The sequence below is a fragment of the Bradyrhizobium sp. CCBAU 051011 genome (genome assembly GCF_009930815.1).
In the GTDB taxonomy this organism is placed as follows: domain Bacteria; phylum Pseudomonadota; class Alphaproteobacteria; order Rhizobiales; family Xanthobacteraceae; genus Bradyrhizobium.
The window spans coordinates 3993153-4011347 of the sequence record NZ_CP022222.1 but is presented as its reverse complement, the minus strand read 5'-3'; the positions used below and the strand labels follow the sequence as shown (position 1 = coordinate 4011347).

The window sequence follows — 18195 nt, the reverse complement described above, 5'->3', positions numbered from 1 at the left end:
CTGACTCCTCGTAGCCCGGATGGAGCGCAGCGAAATCCGGGACAGTGCCCGCGTGCACAGAACCCCGGATTGCGCTTCGCTCCATCCGGGCTACGGGTTCGGAGCGGGAATAATTGACTGTGATCCGCAGGCTGCAGGAGTTGTATTTCCTTCGCAGCTCCCCATCTCGCAAAGCACCTCGTCCTCCCGAGGCCTCATTCCACATCACGAAAAGAGCATCGCATGTCTTTCCATGACGCCACCGTGCCCGCCTTCCTGCAGATTCTCGGCGGCCTTTCCGGTCTGCTCACCAAGGCGGAAGCACATTGCAAGGCGAAGAACATCCAGCCCGAGGTGCTGCTCAATGCGCAGCTCTATCCGGACATGTATCCGCTGACGCGGCAGGTGCAGATCGTCTGCGATTTCGCCGCGAAGACCTGCGCGCGGCTGACGGGGAGCGAAGTGCCGTCGACGCCGGACACCGAAAAGAGTTTTGAGGAACTGCAGCAGCGGATTGCGAAAGCGACCGACTATGTGAAGTCGTTCAAGCCGGCGCAATTCGACGGCGGCGACACGCGCGAGGTGACCTTCCCCGTCGGCCTGGGCAGCACCCGGACGCTGACCGGCCAGCAATATCTCGTCAATTTTGCCTTCCCGAATTTCTATTTTCATGCCGCCACCGCCCACGGCATCCTGCGCCACAACGGCGTCGAGATCGGCAAGCGGGACTTTCTCGGGGTGAAGTAACCGTCAGCGCAAGGACGCCAGTTCGCGCGCGAGGTTTTCGCGGGCCTGCCGGTCATATCTCGCGGCGAAAACCGCATCGGGAAAGATGACCGGCCGGCCTGCGAACTGGCTGAGCACCCTGGCGCGGCCGGCGCGATAGTCGCCTTCCGCCACATGGATGAACTCCTGTCGGATCGCGGCGGCGTAAGCGTCGTATCGCGCCGGCTCCGCGCCCAAAATGCTGAGGTCGATCGAGATCAGGATGGCGCCCAGGCGATCATCTGATTGAACCGCGTGGGTCTTGGTCAGACGGATGAGGCGGCCGACTTCCTGGCGAATATCCTCGCGCACGTGCTGCTCGGCCAATTGCGCGCTGAGCTCTTCGTTGTCCGAGCGGGTCGCGTCGTAGATGACATCGTGCCACCAGATCGCCTCTGACAGGATTTCGCGCTCGAGCGCCGAAAGGTTTTCCACGCGTGCGAGCACGGCGAGGCAGTCTTCGATATGCGCGAGGTTGTGATAGTGGCGGCTTGGCGCAGAGTAAGCGGCAACCAGCTCGTCGCGGTTCATGCGAGGTGCTCACCATTTCGAGCAGCGTCATTGCCTGCGACAAACGCGGAGGGTTTGCGCAAGGGAGCGAAGCGACGAAGCAATCCATCTCTCCGCAAGTGGCGGCATGGATTGCTTCGCTCCGCTCGCAATGACGTCGGGGAAATTACCGCATCGTGATCGCGAGGCCGCTGAGATCGGCATTCGCCATCAAGCCAACCTGGTGCCCGGTCAATTCCAGCACTGCGCCCTTCTGGTTGGTGAGCACGATCGCGCGCGCGCCGCGGCCGACCGCAATGCCCGCGCCGGCCGCTCCGTAGACGCCCGCGACATCGGAGGCGCGCCAGATGTTGCTGACGCGGCCGCGCAGGATCGTCTTCGAGCCGCCGAACACAAAGCCGTAGTCGAGGCCGCCGGTCGAAAGCGCGTATCGCCGCCCGCGGAAATCCAAGACGCCACTGCCGCCGGAACCGCCGATCACCCAGCCCGCCTTGTAGATCGTGAGCTGCACGAAACCTTCGTCGGCACGCGCGGCGGAAGACAACGTAACGCCCGCGAAAGCCGCAAGCGCGAGCATGGCGGCACGGAGGGCGGATGGCATCTTCATGGATATTTTCTCCAGGGAATTGGCGGCCTGAGGCGCCGCTTGAGTCGTGACCGGCTGATTGTACCCCATCGAGGTAATCCGGAAAGCGCATTGATGGCCCGCACGGGGACGCAGGCGCGACACAATTTCATCAAAATCTGCCGGTCCCGTACGAAAGATTTCTGCGCAGGCGCATGATAATCGTCGCGCCTGTGAACTGCATTACCTTTGCCGCGATCATCTTGCGCTAGTAATCCGCGCGGCAATTTGCTTCCGCGATCCTATCGCATCGCACCTTTCCAAAGCTATCGGCGGGTCGTAAGCGCCGCGCCGCTGCCTTTCCAGCGAGGCAGCGGCGCGTTAGGCTCAAAGCACCGAACCGTTCTTGGAGGTGTCCCTTGCCCCCGATCCAGCACTTCGCTCCGCCCGCCGGCATCAAGGCCCCGCCGCTCTCGTTCGCCACACGCGTTGGCGACCTGCTGTTCGTCTCGGGCATTCCGGGTTTTGACGACAAGGGCGTGCTGGCCGACGGCTTTGAGGCGCAGTTCGGCTTCGTCGTTGCCAACATCAAGCGCGTGCTCGACGAAGCAGGCAGCTCGTTTCGCGATCTCGTCAAGGTCAACGTGCTGCTGACGCGCGCATCCGACGTCGCCACGATGAACGTGCTGTATGCATCCGCCTTCGGGCCTGCGCCCTACCCGGCCCGCACCACCTGCGTGGTGCAGGCACTGCCCGATCCGAAGATGCTGATCGAGATCGAATGCGTCGCACAGATTTCCGGGCGGTAATCGATGCTGACCCTCTACTCCTATCCCGAGCTGTTCGGCGTCGCCGACAACAACGGCTATGGGCTGAAGGTTTACGCCTTCCTCAAACTCACCGGCGTGCCGTTCGTCCATGAACACATCTTCGACGCCTCGTCCGCGCCGCGCGGACAACTGCCTTATGTCGTCGACGATGGCGAAACGATCGGCGATAGCGAGACCATCATCGCCCACCTCGTCAGCAAGTATGGCCTGACCATCGACGCCGATCTCACGCCCGCGCAGCGCATGACCAACCATCTCGTCACGCGGATGCTGGACGACCTCTACTGGGTGATGTCGTATTCGCGCTGGAAGGACGAGCGTTATTTCCCGGCATTTCGCGACAGCTTCATGGCGCAGCATTCACGCATCGACGAAGCCGGGATGAACAAGGCCAGGGAATACAACGCCCAGCGCTATTATTTCCAGGGCATCGGCCGTTATGCCCCCGATCAGGCCTACGCGCGCGGGCTGGCTGATCTGCAGGTGTTGGCCGATCTGGTTCCTGCTGATGGCTATGCGCATGGCCCGAAGCCGACCAGCATCGATGCCGGCATCTACGGCTTCATCGCCAACATCCACTTCTTCCCGATCCCGACGCCGCTAAAAGCTTTCGTCACGGCCCATCCCAATCTCGCGCGCCATTGCGAGGCCATACACGCGGCGGTCAGCCGCTGAAGGTTTGTGCCGGATCGTCAGCCAGAAGTCGTAGGGCGGATTAGCGCGAGCGTAATCCGCCGCTTTTCCGCGCGGAGAGACCGCGGTGGGTTACGGCTTCGCCTAACCCACCCTACGGACCTGCGACTCACGGCTTCGGCATCGTTTCCTTCAACGTATTGCTGACGAAATCGGCGGCGTGGCGATAGGCGGCGTCGTTGTCGCCGCGGAACGTCACCGTTCGCCGCATCAGAAGTTTCTCGGCTTCGAGATCGAGCAACTGGATTTCGCCCCATTGCACCAGCGTGCTCATCTTGCGGATGCCGCCATAGACCACGAGCCGCGCGCCGGCCTTTCGCACAGCGGCGATGAACACGTCCTGCGACATGCTGGCGGCGGTGCAGGGATGATCGCGGCATTCGATCGTCACCACGCGATAATCGCCCTGCGCCGCCAGATTATCGCGCAGCAATTTTGCAAACGACGCCACGCGGGCGCGATGCTCCGCGCTCTGGTCCACGACCTCTCCGGACGTATCAAAATAATCAAAATCCGCCACCGCCACCGCGATCGGCGCGGCAGCGGACGATCCGCCCGATGGAGACGACAAGGCGGCCAGTGCGCACAGTATCGTCAACACATGGCCGGCGCGGTGGCGCCTGCACCACCGGATTATCGTCTGAATCATGCTTCGTATCCTCACCACCAGGACGTTGCCATCGCCCCACCGCCCGCGGTTCGAACCATAACAGGGGTTCAGGATTTCGCTAACCCACCGCGCATCCAGCTTTGAACCTTCTCGCGTGTCCCGCAACTCACTCGGGTAGCCGGGCCAAAGCCCCGTGATCCAAACAGGAGATTGAAGATGCGTCGTATTTTCGCCCTTTGCGCCGTTGCCGCTATTGGTTTCACCTCACTTGCCGCGTCGAGCCCGGCCGAGGCCTCGTACCATCTGATCCGTTGGCAGGACACCGGCTTCTGCCAGATCTGGGACCAGAGCATCCCGACTGCGCCGTATCCCGGGAATTACACCGTGATCGTCGGCTCTGAAGTGCCGACCTTCAGCCACGCGCTGGCGTTCAAGGACGGCCTGCTGCGCAACGGTACCTGCGCGTTCTGACTTCTTTCGTAGATGGGGTAACGGGCCGGTGCGAGGATGACGCGCCGGCCTTTTTCGCAAGCCTCGTTGAACCAATCACGCATCGGTTACAACAAAGGGATGCCCGGTCATCCCCGACCGGGAGCCGGCTCCCTCACTTCCGTTGCGGAGCGCGGCCACGCATTTCCACGACAGGAGTATTTTTCCCATGCTTCGATTGACCGCTCTTGCTGCCACCGCCGGTCTCGCCTTCACTGCGCTTGCCGCAACCAGCCCCGCCGAGGCCGCCTTTCATCTGATCCGCTGGGAAGGCACCGGCGTCTGCCAGGTCTGGGACCAGAGCATTCCGACCAAGCCGATCCCGTCGAACTACAAGACCGTCAGCAAGCCGGTCCCGACATTTGTCGCCGCGCTGGCGGTGAAGGACGGCATGCTCAAGAAGGGTACCTGCAAGCTGTAAGCTGCGCATTTGTAGGGTGGGCAAAGCGTAGCGTGCCCACCATTCAATCGATGACGTGCATAGCATGGTGGGCACGGCGCAAGAGCGCCTTTGCCCACCCTACGAAACCGCCGCCTTTCTTACCACCTTGTGCAAGCGGGCTCACTTGCTATCCTCTGGCAAAACCAAGCAAGAGGAAACGCCCCATGCCCCTTCTCCAAGATCACATCGCAGTCGTCACCGGCGCCGGTTCCGGCATCGGGCGCGCCATCGCGATCGGCTATGCACGGGAGGGCGCGCGCGTCGTGCTGCTCGACAGGGACGAAAAGGCGGCAGCGGAAGCCGCCAAGGAAATCGGCGACAAGGCAATAAGCTTTGTGCTCGATGTCGCCAGGCGCGAGGACTGCGTCGCGATGGCGAAGCAGATCGCCGACAAGGTCGGACAGGTCTCGGTCCTCGTCAATAATGCCGGCATCGTGCGCCGCAACGGCATGCTGGGCGCGGCGGAGGCTGTCATCAGCGACTGGGAAGACATCATCGCGATCAATCTCACCGGCGTGTTCAACGTGACGCACGCTTTCCTCTCCGCCTTGCGCGCCAGCAAGGGACGCATCGTCAATATCGGATCGATCCAGTCCTTCGTGCATGTGCGCACACCAAGCTCGCCGGCCTACACCGCCTCCAAGCATGGCGTGCTCGGCTTCACCAAGGCGCTCGCCGCCGAACTCGGCAAGGAAGGCGTGCGCGTCAACGCGATCGGCCCCGGCTTCATCGCAACGCCGCTGAACGCCAATGCCCGCGCCAACAATCCGGAGCTGGTGAAGACATTCATGGACCACACCCCGCTCGGCCGCGCCGGCACCGCAGAGGACATCGTCGGCCCCGCAATCTTCCTCGCCTCCGATCTTTCGGCTTACGTTTCCGGCTCGATCGTGATGGTCGATGGCGGCTATCGGGCGGTGTGATAGTGCACCTGCTCCACCCGTCATACACGGGCTTAACCCGCGTATCCATCGCGCTTCACGAGAGTCTATGCGAAGAAGATGGATTGCCGGGCATAGGCGAGCGGAAGCGACGCCGTCCTTCGGACGGCTATGCCCGGCAATGACATACTTGTCTGCTCATTCCTGACACACAACGAACCAAGCCCATGTCCAACGCCCCGCATTTTGATATCGACGTCCCCTCGTTCTGGGCCGATCCCTATCCCGCACTTGCGAAGATGCGCAAAGAGGTGCCGATTGCCTTCGTGCCGCAGCTCGGCTCGACGGTGTTCACCCGGCGCGACGACATCTTCACCCAGGAGAAGCGTATCGACGTGTTCTCGTCGCATCAGCCGAACGGGCTGATGAACGTGCTGATGGGCCACAACATGATGCGCAAGGATGGCGATGCGCACATGAGCGAGCGGCAAGCGATGTTTCCGGCGGTGTCGCCGCGCACCGTGCGCGACACCTGGGTCCGACAGTTTCAGGCCCATGCCGATCGCATCCTTGATGAGCTGGTGCCGCAAGGCAGCGCCGATCTCTGCAAGGCGCTGGCGCTGCCGCTGTCGGCCGAATGCCTGAAGGACGTCACCGGGCTGACCAACATGCGCTACCAGGACATGGACGCGTGGTCGCAGGCGATGATCGACGGCATCGCCAATTACATCGGCAACAAGGAGGTCGAGGCGCGCTGCCACGCCGCCACCGCAGGCATCGATGCCGCCATCGACGACATGATTCCGGTGGTGAAGAAACACCCCAACACCTCGATCCTCAGCGTGCTCTTGGCTTCCGGCCAGAACATGGACAGCATCCGCGCCAACATCAAGCTTGCGATCTCCGGCGGCCAGAACGAGCCGCGCGATGCGATTGCAGGGGCGACCTGGGCGCTGCTGACGCATCCCGAGCAGCTCGCGCTGGTGCGCGAGGGCAAGGCAAAATGGATCGACGTGTTCGAGGAATATGCGCGCTGGATTGCGCCGATCCAGATGTCGCCGCGCCGCGTCGCAAAACCGTGGACCTATGGCGGCATCGACTTCGAGCCGGAAGACCGCGTGTTCTTCATGTTCGGCTCCGCCAACCGCGACGAAGCCTGCTTTGCCGATCCGGATCGTTTCGACATCACCCGCGATACGCAAAAGAGCATTGCCTTCGGCGCCGGGCCACATTACTGCGCCGGCGCGTTCGCCTCGCGCGCGATGGTGGCCGACGTCGCGCTGCCGAGCCTGTTCGCGCGGCTGAAGGGGTTGCGGCTGGACGACAACGAGCCGGTGCGGATCGGCGGCTGGGCATTTCGCGGTCTGCTGAATCTGCCGGTGAAGTGGGACGCGGGCTGATCGATCGGCGAAGGCGTCACGGCGTCTCGTTGCCGGCGCCGTGATCGCCGTTTCGCGTCAGCAGGTGCATGTGACGAAAAACCCAGCGCATCCCGAGGTACCAGAGGTAGCCTCCGAGGGTCCCGCAAACGGCAAGAAGGATGATGTAGGCGGGATGATACTCGTCGCTCCACCACAGCATCCCGCCGATCCAGAAACTGGCGAAGAAGATGGCGGCGAGCTTCAACCGCTTTTCTTGATCCATGACATCCCTCCGATGGCTAAACGCAGGATGCCATCATGGACGCTGCGGCCTCGTCGCACCGTGAGGCGCATCACGCGCAGCCGGAACCAGCTAGCCAAACCGCCGGCGCGAGCGCTCCTTCGCCTTCTCGGCCTCGACTTCGCGGTCGCGCGGTGGGGCGTTGGTCTCAAGCGAAGCCAGCAAGCGCCGCGCGCTGTCGGAGACTTCGGACACCGCGCGGTTGAACGCCTCCGCATTGGCCTGCGACGGCGAGTTGAAGCCGGAGAGCTTTCGCACGAATTGCAGCGCGGAAGCATGGATCTCCGCATGCGTGGCCGGGGGCTCGAAGTTGAACAGGGTCTTGATGTTGCGGCACATGCTTCTCTCTTCTGCAGGGGTCGTCGATCAAGGACGAACGGCCGGTGCAAAATCCGACGGCGTGCCCTATTCTGTCATGAATCTAGTGGCACGTTCACCCCTGTCGGTACCTGCAAACGGCGAGTTCCCGATGACCCACGTGACCTACAAGATCGTCGAACATGACGGCGGCTGGGCCTACACCGTCAACGGCGTGTTTTCCGAGCCGTTTCCGAACCGCGCCACGGCGCTGGCCGCCGCCCGGCGCGCCGCGGCGGAGCAACGGGTGCCGGGCCGCACGGAGGTGATCGAGTACGAAACCGCTGACGGACGATGGCTCTCGGAGACCGCCGCCGGCAATGACCGGCCGGAGACCGAGGTGGAGGGCTAGGCAGCGCCGCGCGTCGGATCGCACGGAAATCGCTGGTGTGATAAGGTTTCCGCAAGCGGCGCACGAGACAGCCGCAGAAGACGGCCACGAGTCACGGCCACAAGTCTTGGGGAGACCATCATGAATCTGTCGCACGCCGCGCTGTCCGCCGCCGCACTGGCGCTCAGCACCCTCACCGCTTTTGCCGCCGATTATCCCGCGCCGAAACAGGGCGAGTGGATCGCCAGGGACTTCAAGTTCCACACCGGCGAAACGATGCCGGCGCTGCGGCTGGCCTACACCACGATCGGCGAGCCGACCGGGCAGCCGGTGCTGGTGCTGCATGGCTCGGGCGGCTCGGCGGCGAGCATGCTGACGGCGACCTTCGGCGGTGAATTGTTCGGCCCCGGCCAGCCGCTCGATGCAACGAAATACTACATCATCATTCCTGACAGCGTCGGCCATGGCAAATCGTCAAAACCCTCCGACGGCATGAAGACCGCGTTTCCGAAATACAATTACGACGACATGGTCGATGCGCAGTATCGCCTGGTCACGGAGGGGCTCGGCATCAAGCATCTGCGTCTCGTGATCGGCAATTCGATGGGCGGCATGCATACCTGGATCTGGGGCGGCAAATATCCGCAATTCATGGACGCGCTGGTGCCGATGGCCTCGCAGCCGACCGAAATGGCGGCGCGTAACTGGATGCTGCGCCGCATGATGCTCGAGACCATCAAGAACGACCCCGACTACGTCAGCGGCAATTACATCACTCAGCCGCGCATGATGAAATACGCCATTAACGCCTATGGCATTGCGACCGGCGGTGGAACGCTGGCCTATCAGGCGCTGGCGCCGACGGCAGCGAAGGCCGACAAGATGTTCGACGACCGGCTGGCCACCGCAATCACCGCCGATGCCAACGACTTCATCTACCAGTGGGAAGCCTCGCACGATTACAATCCGGCACCCGCGCTCGAGAAGATCGAGGCCACCCTGCTTTTGATCAACGCCGCGGATGACGAGCGCAATCCGCCGGAAACCGGCGTCACGGATGCTGCGATGAAGCGCGTCAAGAACGGCCGCCTGCTTTTGATCCCAGCCTCCAGCGACACGCGCGGCCATCTCACGACGGGGAACGCAAAGTTCTACAAGAAGGAGCTGCAGGAATTGCTGCAGACCGCGCCGCAGCGGGCGATGTGAGCTGGTGAAGCGAGCGCGAGCCCGCGGGTTGCGTTGCGATGTCCATTGCTCAATCCAACCGTCCATTGCGAAAGGATCATCGAAACTTAGGGCAACTACCCCACGGGACGTTGCGCGCGCGCTCTTTGTCGGGGGTGCCTTTCTGCCCTGCGTGCAGAACGGTCACTCCCTGCAACTCGTATCGGTCGGTGGCGGGGTCATGAGAAAAGATCACGTCAATGGTCGTGTACCACCATATCAGGCAAAGAACACACGCAGGCGCGAACCGAACCTGCGGCAAGTAGTATGTGAAACGGACGTGCGAACCGGCGCGATCCCGACGCACATCAGGCACTTCCTGAGTCTGGACGTATTCTGCGCCCATGCTGCGCATAACGGCATGGCCGGAAGCCAGTTGGCGATCAATGGACGCCTCGGGTCCAGCAAGCTCTCTGACATGTGAGAGAAGCTGATTATTGAGATTGCTGTTGAAGGATGCTGTCGGGCCTCGGAAGCCATTGTCCGACGGCCAAAACACCCCATTCGACAGACCGGGCCATACTGTCCAGCGTTGCGCGCCGGCCCGAGACAGGATGCGCTCGTATTCGACGTCGCTAATGGAGCCGATGCTGCATTTCTCCTGCCCCAAGAGTTCAGTGAAGCTGAAAGCCCAAAGCAATATGGGCAGCGCAAACAGCAGTCCCACGGGTGAAAGCAGGACGATCGCAATCTTCGGGTTCGTGCTCAACGCGTTTCCAATCGTGAAGATATGACCGTAGAGCGGCTCGTTCCACCAACCGCGGGCGGTTAAACCGCATGTTGGGCGCATGCTGCGCCGGCACCTCACCACGAACCACACGCAAGATCGATAGCACGTTCATGCCGCCCTTCCGCCTTCGCTAAAGCTGCGGCGGACAAATCGTTTCGCTCGCAAGGACGGAGCTGGAAGCCGTCCAACCTGGGGATGACGTAAAATTGGCGGGATGCTAGTCTGATAAAAACCGACAGGAGGATTCCCTTGTCCGATCTTGCCCCTGGCGACCTCGCCACGATCTATCCTGCCCCCTCGCCGCGCGTGATCGCCAAGGCGCGGCCGGAGATTGACGCTCATGCGAAGAAATTCATCGGCATGTCGCCGTTCTGCGTGCTGGCGACCTCAGGCTCGGACGGCAGCGTCGACGCCTCGCCGCGCGGTGGCAATCCCGGCTTCATCCACGTTGCGGGGCCGAACGAGCTGCTGATGCCGGACCGCTCGGGCAACAACCGCATCGACAGTTTTCGCAACATCGTCGAGGGCTCGGGCTTCGTGCAGCTGATCTTCTTCGTGCCCGGGATCGACGAGACGCTGCGGGTCGGCGGCAAGGGCAAAGTGTCGGCAGACCCGGAGCTGATGGCCTCGATGATCGAATTCGGCAAGCCGCCGCGCGCGATACTGCGGATCGAGGTCAGGGAATCCTATTTCCACTGCGGCAAAGCGCTAATGCGCTCGAAACTGTGGGGCGGCGAGCGGGTCGAGCGCTCGGTGATGCCGAGCATCGGCGAAGTGATCCACGACCAGACCGGCCTTGGCGAGCGCGAAAGCCAGGCGGAGATCTACGAGCGCTATAAGACGCAGCTTTGAGCTTGCTTTCTCGCCGTCATGCCCGGGCTCGACCCGGGCATCCACGACTTACTTGCATGCCATGCCCAAGACGTGGATGGCCGGGACATCTAGCGCGAAGACGCGCTTCGCGCTTTTGCCCGGCATGACGAAGTGGATGGAGTCGCTTGCCAGAGATCCGGCGCTCAATCCTCGTTCTCGAGGCCACCGACGTGCTTCTGGGTGTAGAGCTCGAGGCCGATGCGCTGGATCAGATCGAGCTGGGTCTCGAGGAAATCGATGTGATGTTCCTCGTCCTTCATCAGCTGCTCGAACAGGTCGCGGGAGACGTAGTCCTTGACGCTGTGGCAGTAGGTTGCGGCCTCCTGGTAGAGCGTGCGCGCGGCAATCTCGGAAGCCAGATCGCATTCGATGATTTCCTTGACGTTCTGACCAATGCGGAGCGGATCGAGCACCTGCATGTTGGGGAAGCCGTCCAGGAACAGGATCCGGTCGGTGAACTTGTCGGCGTGCTCCATCTCCTCGATGGATTCCTTGCGCCAGACCTTGGCCATGTCCAAAAGGCCCCAATTATTCAGGAGCCGGTAGTGCAGCCAGTACTGGTTGATCGCGGTGAGCTCGCTGCGCAGGCCCTTGTTGAGATAGTCGATGACTTTGGGATCGCCCTGCATGGTCCACTCCGATTTCTCAGGCCAAGGCGGCCTGACACTGAATTTAGAACGCTTCTAAATCAGTTTGGAGCCAAGAGCAATCGTTCCGCAAAAAAAGCGGTGGAAACGGCGAAAAATCAGGGGATTCAGAGAGCTTTCAGCAGGCCGCGAGGGCGAACGCCGGGGCGGTTTCCTGCGCAGGCTCGTCGTTGGCGTGGCGGCTGTGCGGGCAGCCGGAGCAGCATTCCTTGGCGCAGGCGCCCAGCGCTTCGTCGATGATGGTCTTGATCGTGCGCGCGCACCGGCCGCATTCGGCACTGCAGCCGAGGCAGCCGTAAATCTGCTTGGGATTTCGCGGCAGGTCCGAAGCTGCACTCACGGCATTACGGACATCGTGGTCGCTCAGGACGTTGCAGGAACAGACAATCATGAAACCGCTAGAACCCTTAGTGATGCGACCTCATCGTTATTTAAGGGAGCGAAGAGATGCAAAAGGAAAAGCCGCATTTTCAAGCAATTCCAAACTGATGCCGGGGAAACTCTGGAATGAATCTAAAAAGGCAGAGTTGCGGTAAACCAATCCGGCGCTGATTGCCGGTGTTTCCGCGATCAATCGCCGCCACCACCTCCGCCGTCGCCACCGCCTCCTCCGCTGTCGCTGGATGAAGCGGAATCATGGGGCGAAGAACTGTCGCTGCCGCCCCAGGAAAACAGGCTCCAGCCATCGCCGCCGGAACTGGCGCTGGAAGTCGTGCCATAGCTGTCGCCACCCGCGCTCTCGCGCCGCGGCTTGCGGTTTGGCACCCGGTTCATCAGCAGGTAGCAGATCAGCGAGGTGCCGCCGACCGCTGCCATGAATGCCGCCATTCCGCTCATCGTCGTCGCATCCTTCGTTCAAGGACCAAGAACAGCCGTCGGTATCTTCGCACCGTGACGTGCTCCACCTCCCGTTTTCGTCATCGCCGGAGCCTTCTGCGTTCATTGATCATTCAAGCGAAATGTGGAACTTTTGCCGCGGCAAAACCGTGATGCTCTTCACGTTGAGAAAGGTGAGCCCATGAAGAAGACATTGATCGCGCTCGGCGCCGCCGCTGCGTTAACCGTTTCGGCCGTGGCTGTTCCCGCGCCGGCCCATGCGCAGCGCGGCGTGGCCGCGGGCGTCGCCGCCGGCTTGATCGGCGGCGCCATTGTCGGCGGCGCGATTGCCTCCCAGAACGGCTATTATTACGGCGGCCCGGGTTATTATGCGCCTGGCTATTACGGCGGCCCGGCCTATGTCGCCGATCCCGGCTACGGCGAATCCTGCATCTGGCAGCGGCAGCGGTTCTGGGACGGCTATGGCTGGCGGGTCCGCAGCGTCAGGGTTTGCGATTAACCGCCGTTCATCTTCATTAAATTACGGCCCAAACATCCCGGAAAAGCACTGCTGTTCCGGGATGTCTGCCATCTCTGGCGCAAAAATACCGTTTTTTTCGGCCACCCATTGCGAACGTTTACTTTCGATTGACCCATGTGCGCTTTTTTAGCGAAGCGGCAGTTCGAAACAGCGTGTGAGTCATCCCTAAACCCGGCGCCCGAAGGCGTCACTCAGGAGAGCCCAGGACATGAAGAAGACATTTGCTGCCTTCGTCGCGGTCGCAACAATTGCCGGTTCGCTTGCCTCGACGCCCGCAAGCGCACAGCGCGGCGTTGCCGCAGGTGTGGCGGCCGGCCTGCTCGGCGGCGCGATCATCGGTGGCGCGATCGCCTCCAGCCGCCCAGCCTACGGCGGTCCGGTGTATGTGGAAGAAGCGCCCTACCCGGCGTGCCGCATGGTTCGCGAGCGCTTCTGGGACGGCTACGACTGGCGCTATCGCCGCGTCGAAGTCTGCAACTGATCTGATCGATCGGCGCGCGACCCGCGCGTCCTGATCCGAAGCCCGGCCGAAATCTCGGCCGGGCTTTTTGTTTGCTTCGACCTGCAGCCCGGATGGGCTACGTGATGAACGACGTCAGCGCCCCGCGCTCATCGAGCGCAGCACCGCTTCGCTCGGCCAGCAATCGACCTTGAGGCCGGCGGACTTCTGATACGCCCCCAGCGCCGCGCGGGTCTGCATGCCGGCCTTGCCGTCGAGCTTGTCCTTGTAGAGACCGATGCGCGTCAGGTGACGCTGCATGGCCTCGACATCGGCCGAGCGCAGTTGCGTCGAGGTCGACCATGGCGTCGCGAACGGCTGCGGGTTCGTCATGCGGTCGGCGAGATGGCCGACGAACAACACATAGAGATCGGAGAAATTGTATTCCTTGATGACGAAGTAGTTCTTCGTCGTCAGGAACGCCGGGCCGTAGATGCCCTCCACCTGCAACAGCGAAGCCGGCTGCGCCTGCTCGGCCGCGCTCAACCGCTGCCCGCGCACCGGCACGAACCCTGCGCGCAGCCATTCGGCGATCGGCTTGGTCATCTCGGGCACGCCCATGGTGCAATCGACATTGGCGGGCGCCTTCACCTCATAGGCCCAGCGCACACCCGCCTGCCAGCCCTTGTTGACGAGCTGCTGCGCGGCCGCTGCCAACGCATCAGGAACTGAATTCCAGATGTCGACTTTGCCGTCGCCGTCCAGATCGACGCCGTGCTTGTAGTACTCGGACGGCAGGAATTGCGTGAGACCGGTCGCGCCGGCCCAGGACGAGCGAAAATCCCTGCGCGCCACCGCGCCCTCGCCGAGCAGCTTCAGCGCCAGGATGAACTCGCCGCGGTACTGCTCCTTGCGCCGACCGACATAGGCCTGGGTGGCGACCACACGTAGCGTGTCGTAAGGCAGGCGGTAGCGGCCGTAGTCGGTCTCACGGCCCCAGATCGCGAGCACGACGCTTGAAGGAACGCCAAAACGCTTTTCGATCTCGCTGAGCGCCGCGCGATGCTTCTGCATCAGCTTCTGCCCCTCGGCCGCCAGCCGCGCGATCGAGGATTCCTTCACGTAGTCGGCGGGCACCTGCACGAATTCGGCCTGCGCCGGCGCGCCGGTGGCGGGCCGGCCGGGCAGCAACAGATCGGGCAATTTGTAATCGGGCTCGAGTCCTTGCGTCTCGCGATCGAACGTCGCGCGCGACACGCCCGCCGCCTGCGCCTCCGGCCACAGCGAGGCAATGAACTGGGTGAAGGCGGCATCGGCGGAGAACGCCGGATGCGCCGTTCCAAGAGTCATCGCAGCTCCGATCAGAATTGCGACGATCGCTCCCGTTCGCAAAGCCGAAACTCCAATTGATTTACACGCCCGTCAATGCGAGGCGGCGTGTTTGGCATTCTCCGTGGAAACATTCGACAGCTTATCGACATAGGCAATGCCGATCGCCGACAGAATGAAAACCGTGTGGATGATGGTCTGCCACATCACGCCGGTTTCGGTATAGCCGCTCTTGCCCGATGCCAGTCCGCCGGCCTCGATGAATGTGCGCAACAGATGGATCGACGAGATGCCGATGATGGCCATCGCGAGCTTGATCTTGAGCACGCTGGCGTTGACGTGACTGAGCCATTCCGGCTGATCGGGATGTCCTTGCAGATTGAGCCGAGAGACGAACGTCTCGTAGCCGCCGACGATGACCATCACCAGCAGGTTGGAAATCATCACCACGTCGATCAGGCCCAGCACCGCCAGCATGATCTGCTGCTCGCTGAAATCGAAGGCGTGGGCGAACAGGTGCCACAACTCCTTCAGAAACAGCACCACATAGACGCCCTGCGCGACGATCAGGCCGATATAGAGCGGCAACTGCAGCCAGCGGGAGCTGAAGATCAGCAGCGGAATCGGGCGCAATGCCTTCCGCTGAACTTCGGGCGGCAACGGCGTTTCGGGAGCAAGGGACATCAGGGAGGGCTCGGCTGGAGGATTCGAATTGCGGAAGGCGGCTTATATCTACGCAATCTGACCGCGCTGTGAAGCGACAACTGGCCGCAGCGCATATTACGGGAACGTCACGTTATGCCGAGTTTCAAGGCAAAATTAGCGGTCTTTATGATCGCGCCTAGAAATTACCGGGCTCGTTCCACGCTGGCAGATTTCCGATGGGCGATAAGGCTGCAGCTTTCGTTCGCGCTTCACCAAGGGGGCGCGAAAATGTTGGGCGGAGCGCCGCAGCAAATCAGCCACCGCAGTTCAAACAAAAACGCCCGTGGCTCGAGCCACGGGCGTTGCCTCGGGAGTGCCGACTCACCGCGTCAGCTTCTTGTACTTCACGCGGTGCGGAATGATGCTGTCCTGGCCGAGCCGGCGCATCTTGTCCTTTTCGTAATCCTGGAAGTTGCCTTCGAACCATTCGACATGGCTGTCACCTTCGAAGGCCAGGATGTGGGTGGCGATGCGGTCGAGGAACCAGCGATCATGGCTGATGATGACGGCGCAGCCGGCAAAGTCCTCCAGCGCCTCTTCCAGCGCGCGCAGCGTGTCGACGTCGAGGTCGTTGGTCGGTTCGTCGAGCAGCAGTACGTTGGCTCCGGACTTCAGCATCTTGGCCAGATGCACGCGGTTGCGCTCACCGCCTGACAGCGCGCCGACCTTCTTCTGCTGATCGGCGCCCTTGAAGTTGAACGACGAGCAATAGCCGCGCGAATTGACTTCCTTCTTGCCGAGCAGGATCAGCTCGTTATTGCCGGAAATCTCCTCCCACACCGTCTTCTTGCCATCGAGCGCGTCGCGCGACTGGTCGACATAACCGAGATGCACGGTCTCGCCGATCGTGATGGTGCCCTTATCAGGCTTTTCCTGCCCCGTGATCATGCGGAACAGCGTAGTCTTGCCGGCGCCGTTGGCGCCGATGACGCCGACGATGCCGCCCGGCGGCAGCTTGAAGGTGAGATCGTCGATCAGTTCGCGATCGCCATAACCTTTGCTTAAGCCCTCGAAGTCGACGACGTTGGCGCCGAGCCGCTCGGCGACGGGGATGATGATCTGCGCGGTCTGGGTCTGCTTCTCGCTGGCCTGCTTCAACAGCTCTTCATAGCGCTGGTAGCGGGCCTTGGACTTGGCCTGGCGCGCCTTTGGCGAGGATGCGATCCACTCCTGCTCGCGGGCCAGCGTCTTCTGGTGCGCGGCGTCCTCGCGGCCCTCCTGCTCGAGGCGCTTCTGCTTCTGCACCAGCCAGGACGAATAATTGCCCTCGTAGGGAATGCCGCGGCCGCGGTCGAGCTCGAGGATCCAGCCCGTGACGTTGTCGAGGAAGTAGCGATCGTGGGTCACGATCAGGATCGCGCCGGGATAATTCCGCAAATGGCCTTCCAGCCAGGACACCGACTCGGCGTCGAGATGGTTGGTCGGTTCGTCCAGCAGCAACAGTTCCGGCTGATCCAGCAGGAGGCGGCACAATGCGACGCGGCGGCGCTCACCGCCGGAAAGCTTCGTGACGTCGGCATCGTCGGGCGGACAGCGCAGCGCGTCCATCGCCTGGTCGACCTTGCTGTCGAGATCCCAGAGGCCCTGGGCCTCGATCTCGTCCTGCAATTTGGTCATCTCGTCGGCGGTTTCGTCCGAATAGTTCATCGCCAGCTCATTGTAGCGATCGAGGATCGCCTTCTGCTTGGCGACGCCCTGCATGACGTTTTCACGGACGTTGAGGGCGGGGTCGAGGTGCGGTTCCTGCTCGAGATAGCCGACGCGGGCGCCCTCGGCGACCCAGGCCTCGCCGGTATATTCCTTGTCGAGGCCGGCCATGATCTTGAGCAGGGTCGATTTGCCCGAGCCGTTGACGCCGAGCACGCCGATCTTGGCGTCCGGGTAAAAGCTCAGATGGATGTTATCGAGCACCTTGCGGGTCGGGTAGCTCTTGGTCAGACCCTGCATGAAATAGACGAACTGGCGAGCCATCGCGATCCTTGGAAATGGTTGGATTTTACGGAGATTTGCTGCCGCTGATGTAGCGGCGTGGCCGCCAAAGGGCAACCGCGGGAACCCGTTTTCCAGCCGTTCACCACGGGTGAATACGGGTTGGTCACCATGTGGGCCGAGATCCCGACAATTGAAACTATCTTTTAATAAATCGGGCGAAAAATCGTTTTCAGCGCCGAAACAGGCGTTCTGAAAACAAGGCCCGCGTCATGGCTACGATCAGCTCGGCATCCCTTCACGCCCCGGCTCATGCAAGCGCCGGACTGGCAAAACCGCTGGCAGAACTCCGCGCCTTCCTGCGCCAGTTCATCGCCAAGGCGTTCAACCCCTACCGCCCGGAACTGCACTATATGCGCGGCCCGGGACCTGCCTGGCGCGCCAAGCAGGCTTGTCGCGACTAAGTGGGTTCGAGGAAAATCTGAGAAACTGCGGGACGCTCGCCGATCCCCTCTGTTATCGTGCATGGCGCCGATCCGGTGGTCAGGCGGCCTGCGAGCAAATTCAATGAATGGCATCCTGTATCTCTTGATCGGCGGATGTCTAGCGGGTGTGGCTGCGCTCGCTTTCTTCCAGGAGCAACATATCGGAAGAATCAGCTCATCGGATGTCGTCGCTTCCGTCGTGTTCCTTTCGGCGTTGGCGGCAACCGCTTGCATGCTGATTTATTCGCGCCGGGGCAGAAAGTTGTGGTCGCGGCTTGAGCAGAAGGCGATTGACGAGGACGATCGGGTGCGCACCAACGCCCGCACCAAAGGCGAAGTGCGACCGCCGCTTGGTTCGTAGCC

The 18195-nt window shown here is 62.1% G+C and carries 26 protein-coding genes; 14 read left to right on the top strand and 12 right to left on the bottom strand.

What is annotated here, in order from left to right:
• The first annotated feature begins 222 nt into the window (after positions 1–222).
• Entirely contained in the window at positions 223–726 is a 504-nt protein-coding gene (locus ACH79_RS18920; protein WP_161852344.1) for a DUF1993 family protein, read from the top strand.
• Positions 727–729: 3 nt separating this feature from the next.
• On the opposite strand, the gene ACH79_RS18915 is transcribed toward ACH79_RS18920, so the two are convergent.
• Positions 730–1275 carry a phosphohydrolase gene (locus tag ACH79_RS18915; RefSeq protein ID WP_161852343.1) on the bottom strand — a complete coding sequence of 182 codons (546 nt, stop codon included), beginning with the start codon at positions 1273–1275 and terminating at the stop codon, positions 730–732.
• Positions 1276–1420: 145 nt separating this feature from the next.
• Complete coding sequence (locus ACH79_RS18910; protein WP_161852342.1) at positions 1421–1861, bottom strand: hypothetical protein; 441 nt, start codon at positions 1859–1861, stop codon at positions 1421–1423.
• Between the two features lie 377 nt (positions 1862–2238).
• Between ACH79_RS18910 and ACH79_RS18905 the strand changes: the two genes are divergently transcribed.
• Both ACH79_RS18905 and ACH79_RS18900 read left to right on the top strand, forming a co-directional pair.
• A complete protein-coding gene (locus ACH79_RS18905; protein ID WP_161852341.1) occupies positions 2239–2628 on the top strand; it encodes a RidA family protein in 390 nt (129 codons plus the stop codon).
• A gap of 3 nt (positions 2629–2631) precedes the next feature.
• Entirely contained in the window at positions 2632–3324 is a 693-nt protein-coding gene (locus ACH79_RS18900; RefSeq protein ID WP_161852340.1) for a glutathione S-transferase family protein, read from the top strand.
• 127 nt (positions 3325–3451) lie between these two features.
• On the opposite strand, the gene ACH79_RS18895 is transcribed toward ACH79_RS18900, so the two are convergent.
• Positions 3452–3991 (bottom strand): DUF2380 domain-containing protein, encoded by a 540-nt coding sequence (locus tag ACH79_RS18895; RefSeq protein WP_161852339.1) that lies wholly within the window; start codon positions 3989–3991, stop codon positions 3452–3454.
• 177 nt (positions 3992–4168) lie between these two features.
• Between ACH79_RS18895 and ACH79_RS18890 the strand changes: the two genes are divergently transcribed.
• The 4 genes from ACH79_RS18890 (at position 4169) to ACH79_RS18875 (ending at position 7164) form a co-directional block, all read left to right on the top strand.
• Positions 4169–4423 carry a hypothetical protein gene (locus ACH79_RS18890; RefSeq protein WP_161852338.1) on the top strand — a complete coding sequence of 85 codons (255 nt, stop codon included), beginning with the start codon at positions 4169–4171 and terminating at the stop codon, positions 4421–4423.
• Positions 4424–4610: 187 nt separating this feature from the next.
• Complete coding sequence (locus tag ACH79_RS18885; RefSeq protein WP_161852337.1) at positions 4611–4862, top strand: hypothetical protein; 252 nt, start codon at positions 4611–4613, stop codon at positions 4860–4862.
• 185 nt (positions 4863–5047) lie between these two features.
• Positions 5048–5806, top strand: a complete 759-nt coding sequence (locus ACH79_RS18880; protein ID WP_161852336.1) for an SDR family NAD(P)-dependent oxidoreductase — start codon at positions 5048–5050, stop codon at positions 5804–5806.
• Positions 5807–5991: 185 nt separating this feature from the next.
• A complete protein-coding gene (locus tag ACH79_RS18875) occupies positions 5992–7164 on the top strand; it encodes a cytochrome P450 (protein ID WP_161852335.1) in 1173 nt (390 codons plus the stop codon).
• Positions 7165–7180: 16 nt separating this feature from the next.
• Here the strand turns inward: ACH79_RS18875 and ACH79_RS18870 are convergent, their stop codons facing one another.
• Positions 7181–7408: a hypothetical protein gene (locus ACH79_RS18870; protein WP_161852334.1), complete on the bottom strand. Its 228-nt coding sequence runs from the start codon at positions 7406–7408 to the stop codon at positions 7181–7183.
• Positions 7409–7498: 90 nt separating this feature from the next.
• Positions 7499–7765 carry a DUF2277 domain-containing protein gene (locus tag ACH79_RS18865; RefSeq protein ID WP_057861102.1) on the bottom strand — a complete coding sequence of 89 codons (267 nt, stop codon included), beginning with the start codon at positions 7763–7765 and terminating at the stop codon, positions 7499–7501.
• Between the two features lie 130 nt (positions 7766–7895).
• Between ACH79_RS18865 and ACH79_RS18860 the strand changes: the two genes are divergently transcribed.
• Complete coding sequence (locus ACH79_RS18860) at positions 7896–8135, top strand: DUF2188 domain-containing protein (RefSeq protein WP_057839295.1); 240 nt, start codon at positions 7896–7898, stop codon at positions 8133–8135.
• A gap of 120 nt (positions 8136–8255) precedes the next feature.
• The gene (locus ACH79_RS18855) at positions 8256–9320 is read left to right on the top strand and encodes an alpha/beta fold hydrolase (protein ID WP_161852333.1); all 1065 of its coding nucleotides are present in this window, start codon (positions 8256–8258) and stop codon (positions 9318–9320) included.
• Positions 9321–9396: 76 nt separating this feature from the next.
• Here ACH79_RS18855 and ACH79_RS18850 read toward each other — a convergent pair whose 3' ends face one another.
• The gene (locus tag ACH79_RS18850; protein ID WP_161852332.1) at positions 9397–10047 is read right to left on the bottom strand and encodes a hypothetical protein; all 651 of its coding nucleotides are present in this window, start codon (positions 10045–10047) and stop codon (positions 9397–9399) included.
• 270 nt (positions 10048–10317) lie between these two features.
• Here ACH79_RS18850 and ACH79_RS18845 point away from each other — a divergent pair, with 270 nt between their 5' ends.
• Positions 10318–10920: an MSMEG_1061 family FMN-dependent PPOX-type flavoprotein gene (locus ACH79_RS18845; protein WP_161852331.1), complete on the top strand. Its 603-nt coding sequence runs from the start codon at positions 10318–10320 to the stop codon at positions 10918–10920.
• 164 nt (positions 10921–11084) lie between these two features.
• Here ACH79_RS18845 and bfr read toward each other — a convergent pair whose 3' ends face one another.
• From bfr to ACH79_RS18830, 3 genes are all read right to left on the bottom strand, one after another.
• Positions 11085–11570: a bacterioferritin gene (gene bfr, locus ACH79_RS18840; protein ID WP_161852330.1), complete on the bottom strand. Its 486-nt coding sequence runs from the start codon at positions 11568–11570 to the stop codon at positions 11085–11087.
• A 136-nt stretch (positions 11571–11706) separates the two neighbouring features.
• The gene (locus ACH79_RS18835) at positions 11707–11979 is read right to left on the bottom strand and encodes a bacterioferritin-associated ferredoxin (protein WP_161852329.1); all 273 of its coding nucleotides are present in this window, start codon (positions 11977–11979) and stop codon (positions 11707–11709) included.
• 179 nt (positions 11980–12158) lie between these two features.
• The gene (locus tag ACH79_RS18830) at positions 12159–12425 is read right to left on the bottom strand and encodes a hypothetical protein (protein WP_161852328.1); all 267 of its coding nucleotides are present in this window, start codon (positions 12423–12425) and stop codon (positions 12159–12161) included.
• Between the two features lie 181 nt (positions 12426–12606).
• Between ACH79_RS18830 and ACH79_RS18825 the strand changes: the two genes are divergently transcribed.
• Both ACH79_RS18825 and ACH79_RS18820 read left to right on the top strand, forming a co-directional pair.
• Positions 12607–12924, top strand: coding sequence for a hypothetical protein (locus ACH79_RS18825; protein WP_161852327.1), 318 nt, complete (start codon positions 12607–12609; stop codon positions 12922–12924).
• 229 nt (positions 12925–13153) lie between these two features.
• Positions 13154–13426 carry a hypothetical protein gene (locus ACH79_RS18820; RefSeq protein WP_065744450.1) on the top strand — a complete coding sequence of 91 codons (273 nt, stop codon included), beginning with the start codon at positions 13154–13156 and terminating at the stop codon, positions 13424–13426.
• Positions 13427–13540: 114 nt separating this feature from the next.
• Here ACH79_RS18820 and ACH79_RS18815 read toward each other — a convergent pair whose 3' ends face one another.
• From ACH79_RS18815 to ettA, 3 genes are all read right to left on the bottom strand, one after another.
• Positions 13541–14734: a lytic murein transglycosylase gene (locus ACH79_RS18815; protein ID WP_161852326.1), complete on the bottom strand. Its 1194-nt coding sequence runs from the start codon at positions 14732–14734 to the stop codon at positions 13541–13543.
• Positions 14735–14806: 72 nt separating this feature from the next.
• A complete protein-coding gene (locus ACH79_RS18810; protein WP_161852325.1) occupies positions 14807–15397 on the bottom strand; it encodes a TIGR00645 family protein in 591 nt (196 codons plus the stop codon).
• A 342-nt stretch (positions 15398–15739) separates the two neighbouring features.
• A complete protein-coding gene (gene ettA, locus ACH79_RS18805) occupies positions 15740–17389 on the bottom strand; it encodes an energy-dependent translational throttle protein EttA (RefSeq protein WP_161852324.1) in 1650 nt (549 codons plus the stop codon).
• A 230-nt stretch (positions 17390–17619) separates the two neighbouring features.
• Here ettA and ACH79_RS18800 point away from each other — a divergent pair, with 230 nt between their 5' ends.
• Together ACH79_RS18800 and ACH79_RS18795 are read left to right on the top strand one after the other, a co-directional pair.
• A complete protein-coding gene (locus ACH79_RS18800; RefSeq protein WP_161852323.1) occupies positions 17620–17811 on the top strand; it encodes a hypothetical protein in 192 nt (63 codons plus the stop codon).
• A 103-nt stretch (positions 17812–17914) separates the two neighbouring features.
• Positions 17915–18193 carry a hypothetical protein gene (locus ACH79_RS18795; RefSeq protein WP_161852322.1) on the top strand — a complete coding sequence of 93 codons (279 nt, stop codon included), beginning with the start codon at positions 17915–17917 and terminating at the stop codon, positions 18191–18193.
• The last annotated feature ends 2 nt before the right edge of the window (positions 18194–18195 follow it).

Coding starts and splice junctions, on each gene's coding strand:
- ACH79_RS18920 (WP_161852344.1), top strand. CDS start 223: ATGTCTTTCCATGACGCCACCGTGCCCGCCTTCCTGCAGATTCTCGGC.
- ACH79_RS18915 (WP_161852343.1), bottom strand. CDS start 1,275: ATGAACCGCGACGAGCTGGTTGCCGCTTACTCTGCGCCAAGCCGCCAC.
- ACH79_RS18910 (WP_161852342.1), bottom strand. CDS start 1,861: ATGAAGATGCCATCCGCCCTCCGTGCCGCCATGCTCGCGCTTGCGGCT.
- ACH79_RS18900 (WP_161852340.1), top strand. CDS start 2,632: ATGCTGACCCTCTACTCCTATCCCGAGCTGTTCGGCGTCGCCGACAAC.
- ACH79_RS18895 (WP_161852339.1), bottom strand. CDS start 3,991: ATGATTCAGACGATAATCCGGTGGTGCAGGCGCCACCGCGCCGGCCAT.
- ACH79_RS18890 (WP_161852338.1), top strand. CDS start 4,169: ATGCGTCGTATTTTCGCCCTTTGCGCCGTTGCCGCTATTGGTTTCACC.
- ACH79_RS18885 (WP_161852337.1), top strand. CDS start 4,611: ATGCTTCGATTGACCGCTCTTGCTGCCACCGCCGGTCTCGCCTTCACT.
- ACH79_RS18880 (WP_161852336.1), top strand. CDS start 5,048: ATGCCCCTTCTCCAAGATCACATCGCAGTCGTCACCGGCGCCGGTTCC.
- ACH79_RS18875 (WP_161852335.1), top strand. CDS start 5,992: ATGTCCAACGCCCCGCATTTTGATATCGACGTCCCCTCGTTCTGGGCC.
- ACH79_RS18870 (WP_161852334.1), bottom strand. CDS start 7,408: ATGGATCAAGAAAAGCGGTTGAAGCTCGCCGCCATCTTCTTCGCCAGT.
- ACH79_RS18865 (WP_057861102.1), bottom strand. CDS start 7,765: ATGTGCCGCAACATCAAGACCCTGTTCAACTTCGAGCCCCCGGCCACG.
- ACH79_RS18860 (WP_057839295.1), top strand. CDS start 7,896: ATGACCCACGTGACCTACAAGATCGTCGAACATGACGGCGGCTGGGCC.
- ACH79_RS18855 (WP_161852333.1), top strand. CDS start 8,256: ATGAATCTGTCGCACGCCGCGCTGTCCGCCGCCGCACTGGCGCTCAGC.
- bfr (WP_161852330.1), bottom strand. CDS start 11,570: ATGCAGGGCGATCCCAAAGTCATCGACTATCTCAACAAGGGCCTGCGC.
- ACH79_RS18835 (WP_161852329.1), bottom strand. CDS start 11,979: ATGATTGTCTGTTCCTGCAACGTCCTGAGCGACCACGATGTCCGTAAT.
- ACH79_RS18830 (WP_161852328.1), bottom strand. CDS start 12,425: ATGAGCGGAATGGCGGCATTCATGGCAGCGGTCGGCGGCACCTCGCTG.
- ACH79_RS18825 (WP_161852327.1), top strand. CDS start 12,607: ATGAAGAAGACATTGATCGCGCTCGGCGCCGCCGCTGCGTTAACCGTT.
- ACH79_RS18820 (WP_065744450.1), top strand. CDS start 13,154: ATGAAGAAGACATTTGCTGCCTTCGTCGCGGTCGCAACAATTGCCGGT.
- ACH79_RS18815 (WP_161852326.1), bottom strand. CDS start 14,734: ATGACTCTTGGAACGGCGCATCCGGCGTTCTCCGCCGATGCCGCCTTC.
- ACH79_RS18810 (WP_161852325.1), bottom strand. CDS start 15,397: ATGTCCCTTGCTCCCGAAACGCCGTTGCCGCCCGAAGTTCAGCGGAAG.
- ettA (WP_161852324.1), bottom strand. CDS start 17,389: ATGGCTCGCCAGTTCGTCTATTTCATGCAGGGTCTGACCAAGAGCTAC.
- ACH79_RS18800 (WP_161852323.1), top strand. CDS start 17,620: ATGGCTACGATCAGCTCGGCATCCCTTCACGCCCCGGCTCATGCAAGC.
- ACH79_RS18795 (WP_161852322.1), top strand. CDS start 17,915: ATGAATGGCATCCTGTATCTCTTGATCGGCGGATGTCTAGCGGGTGTG.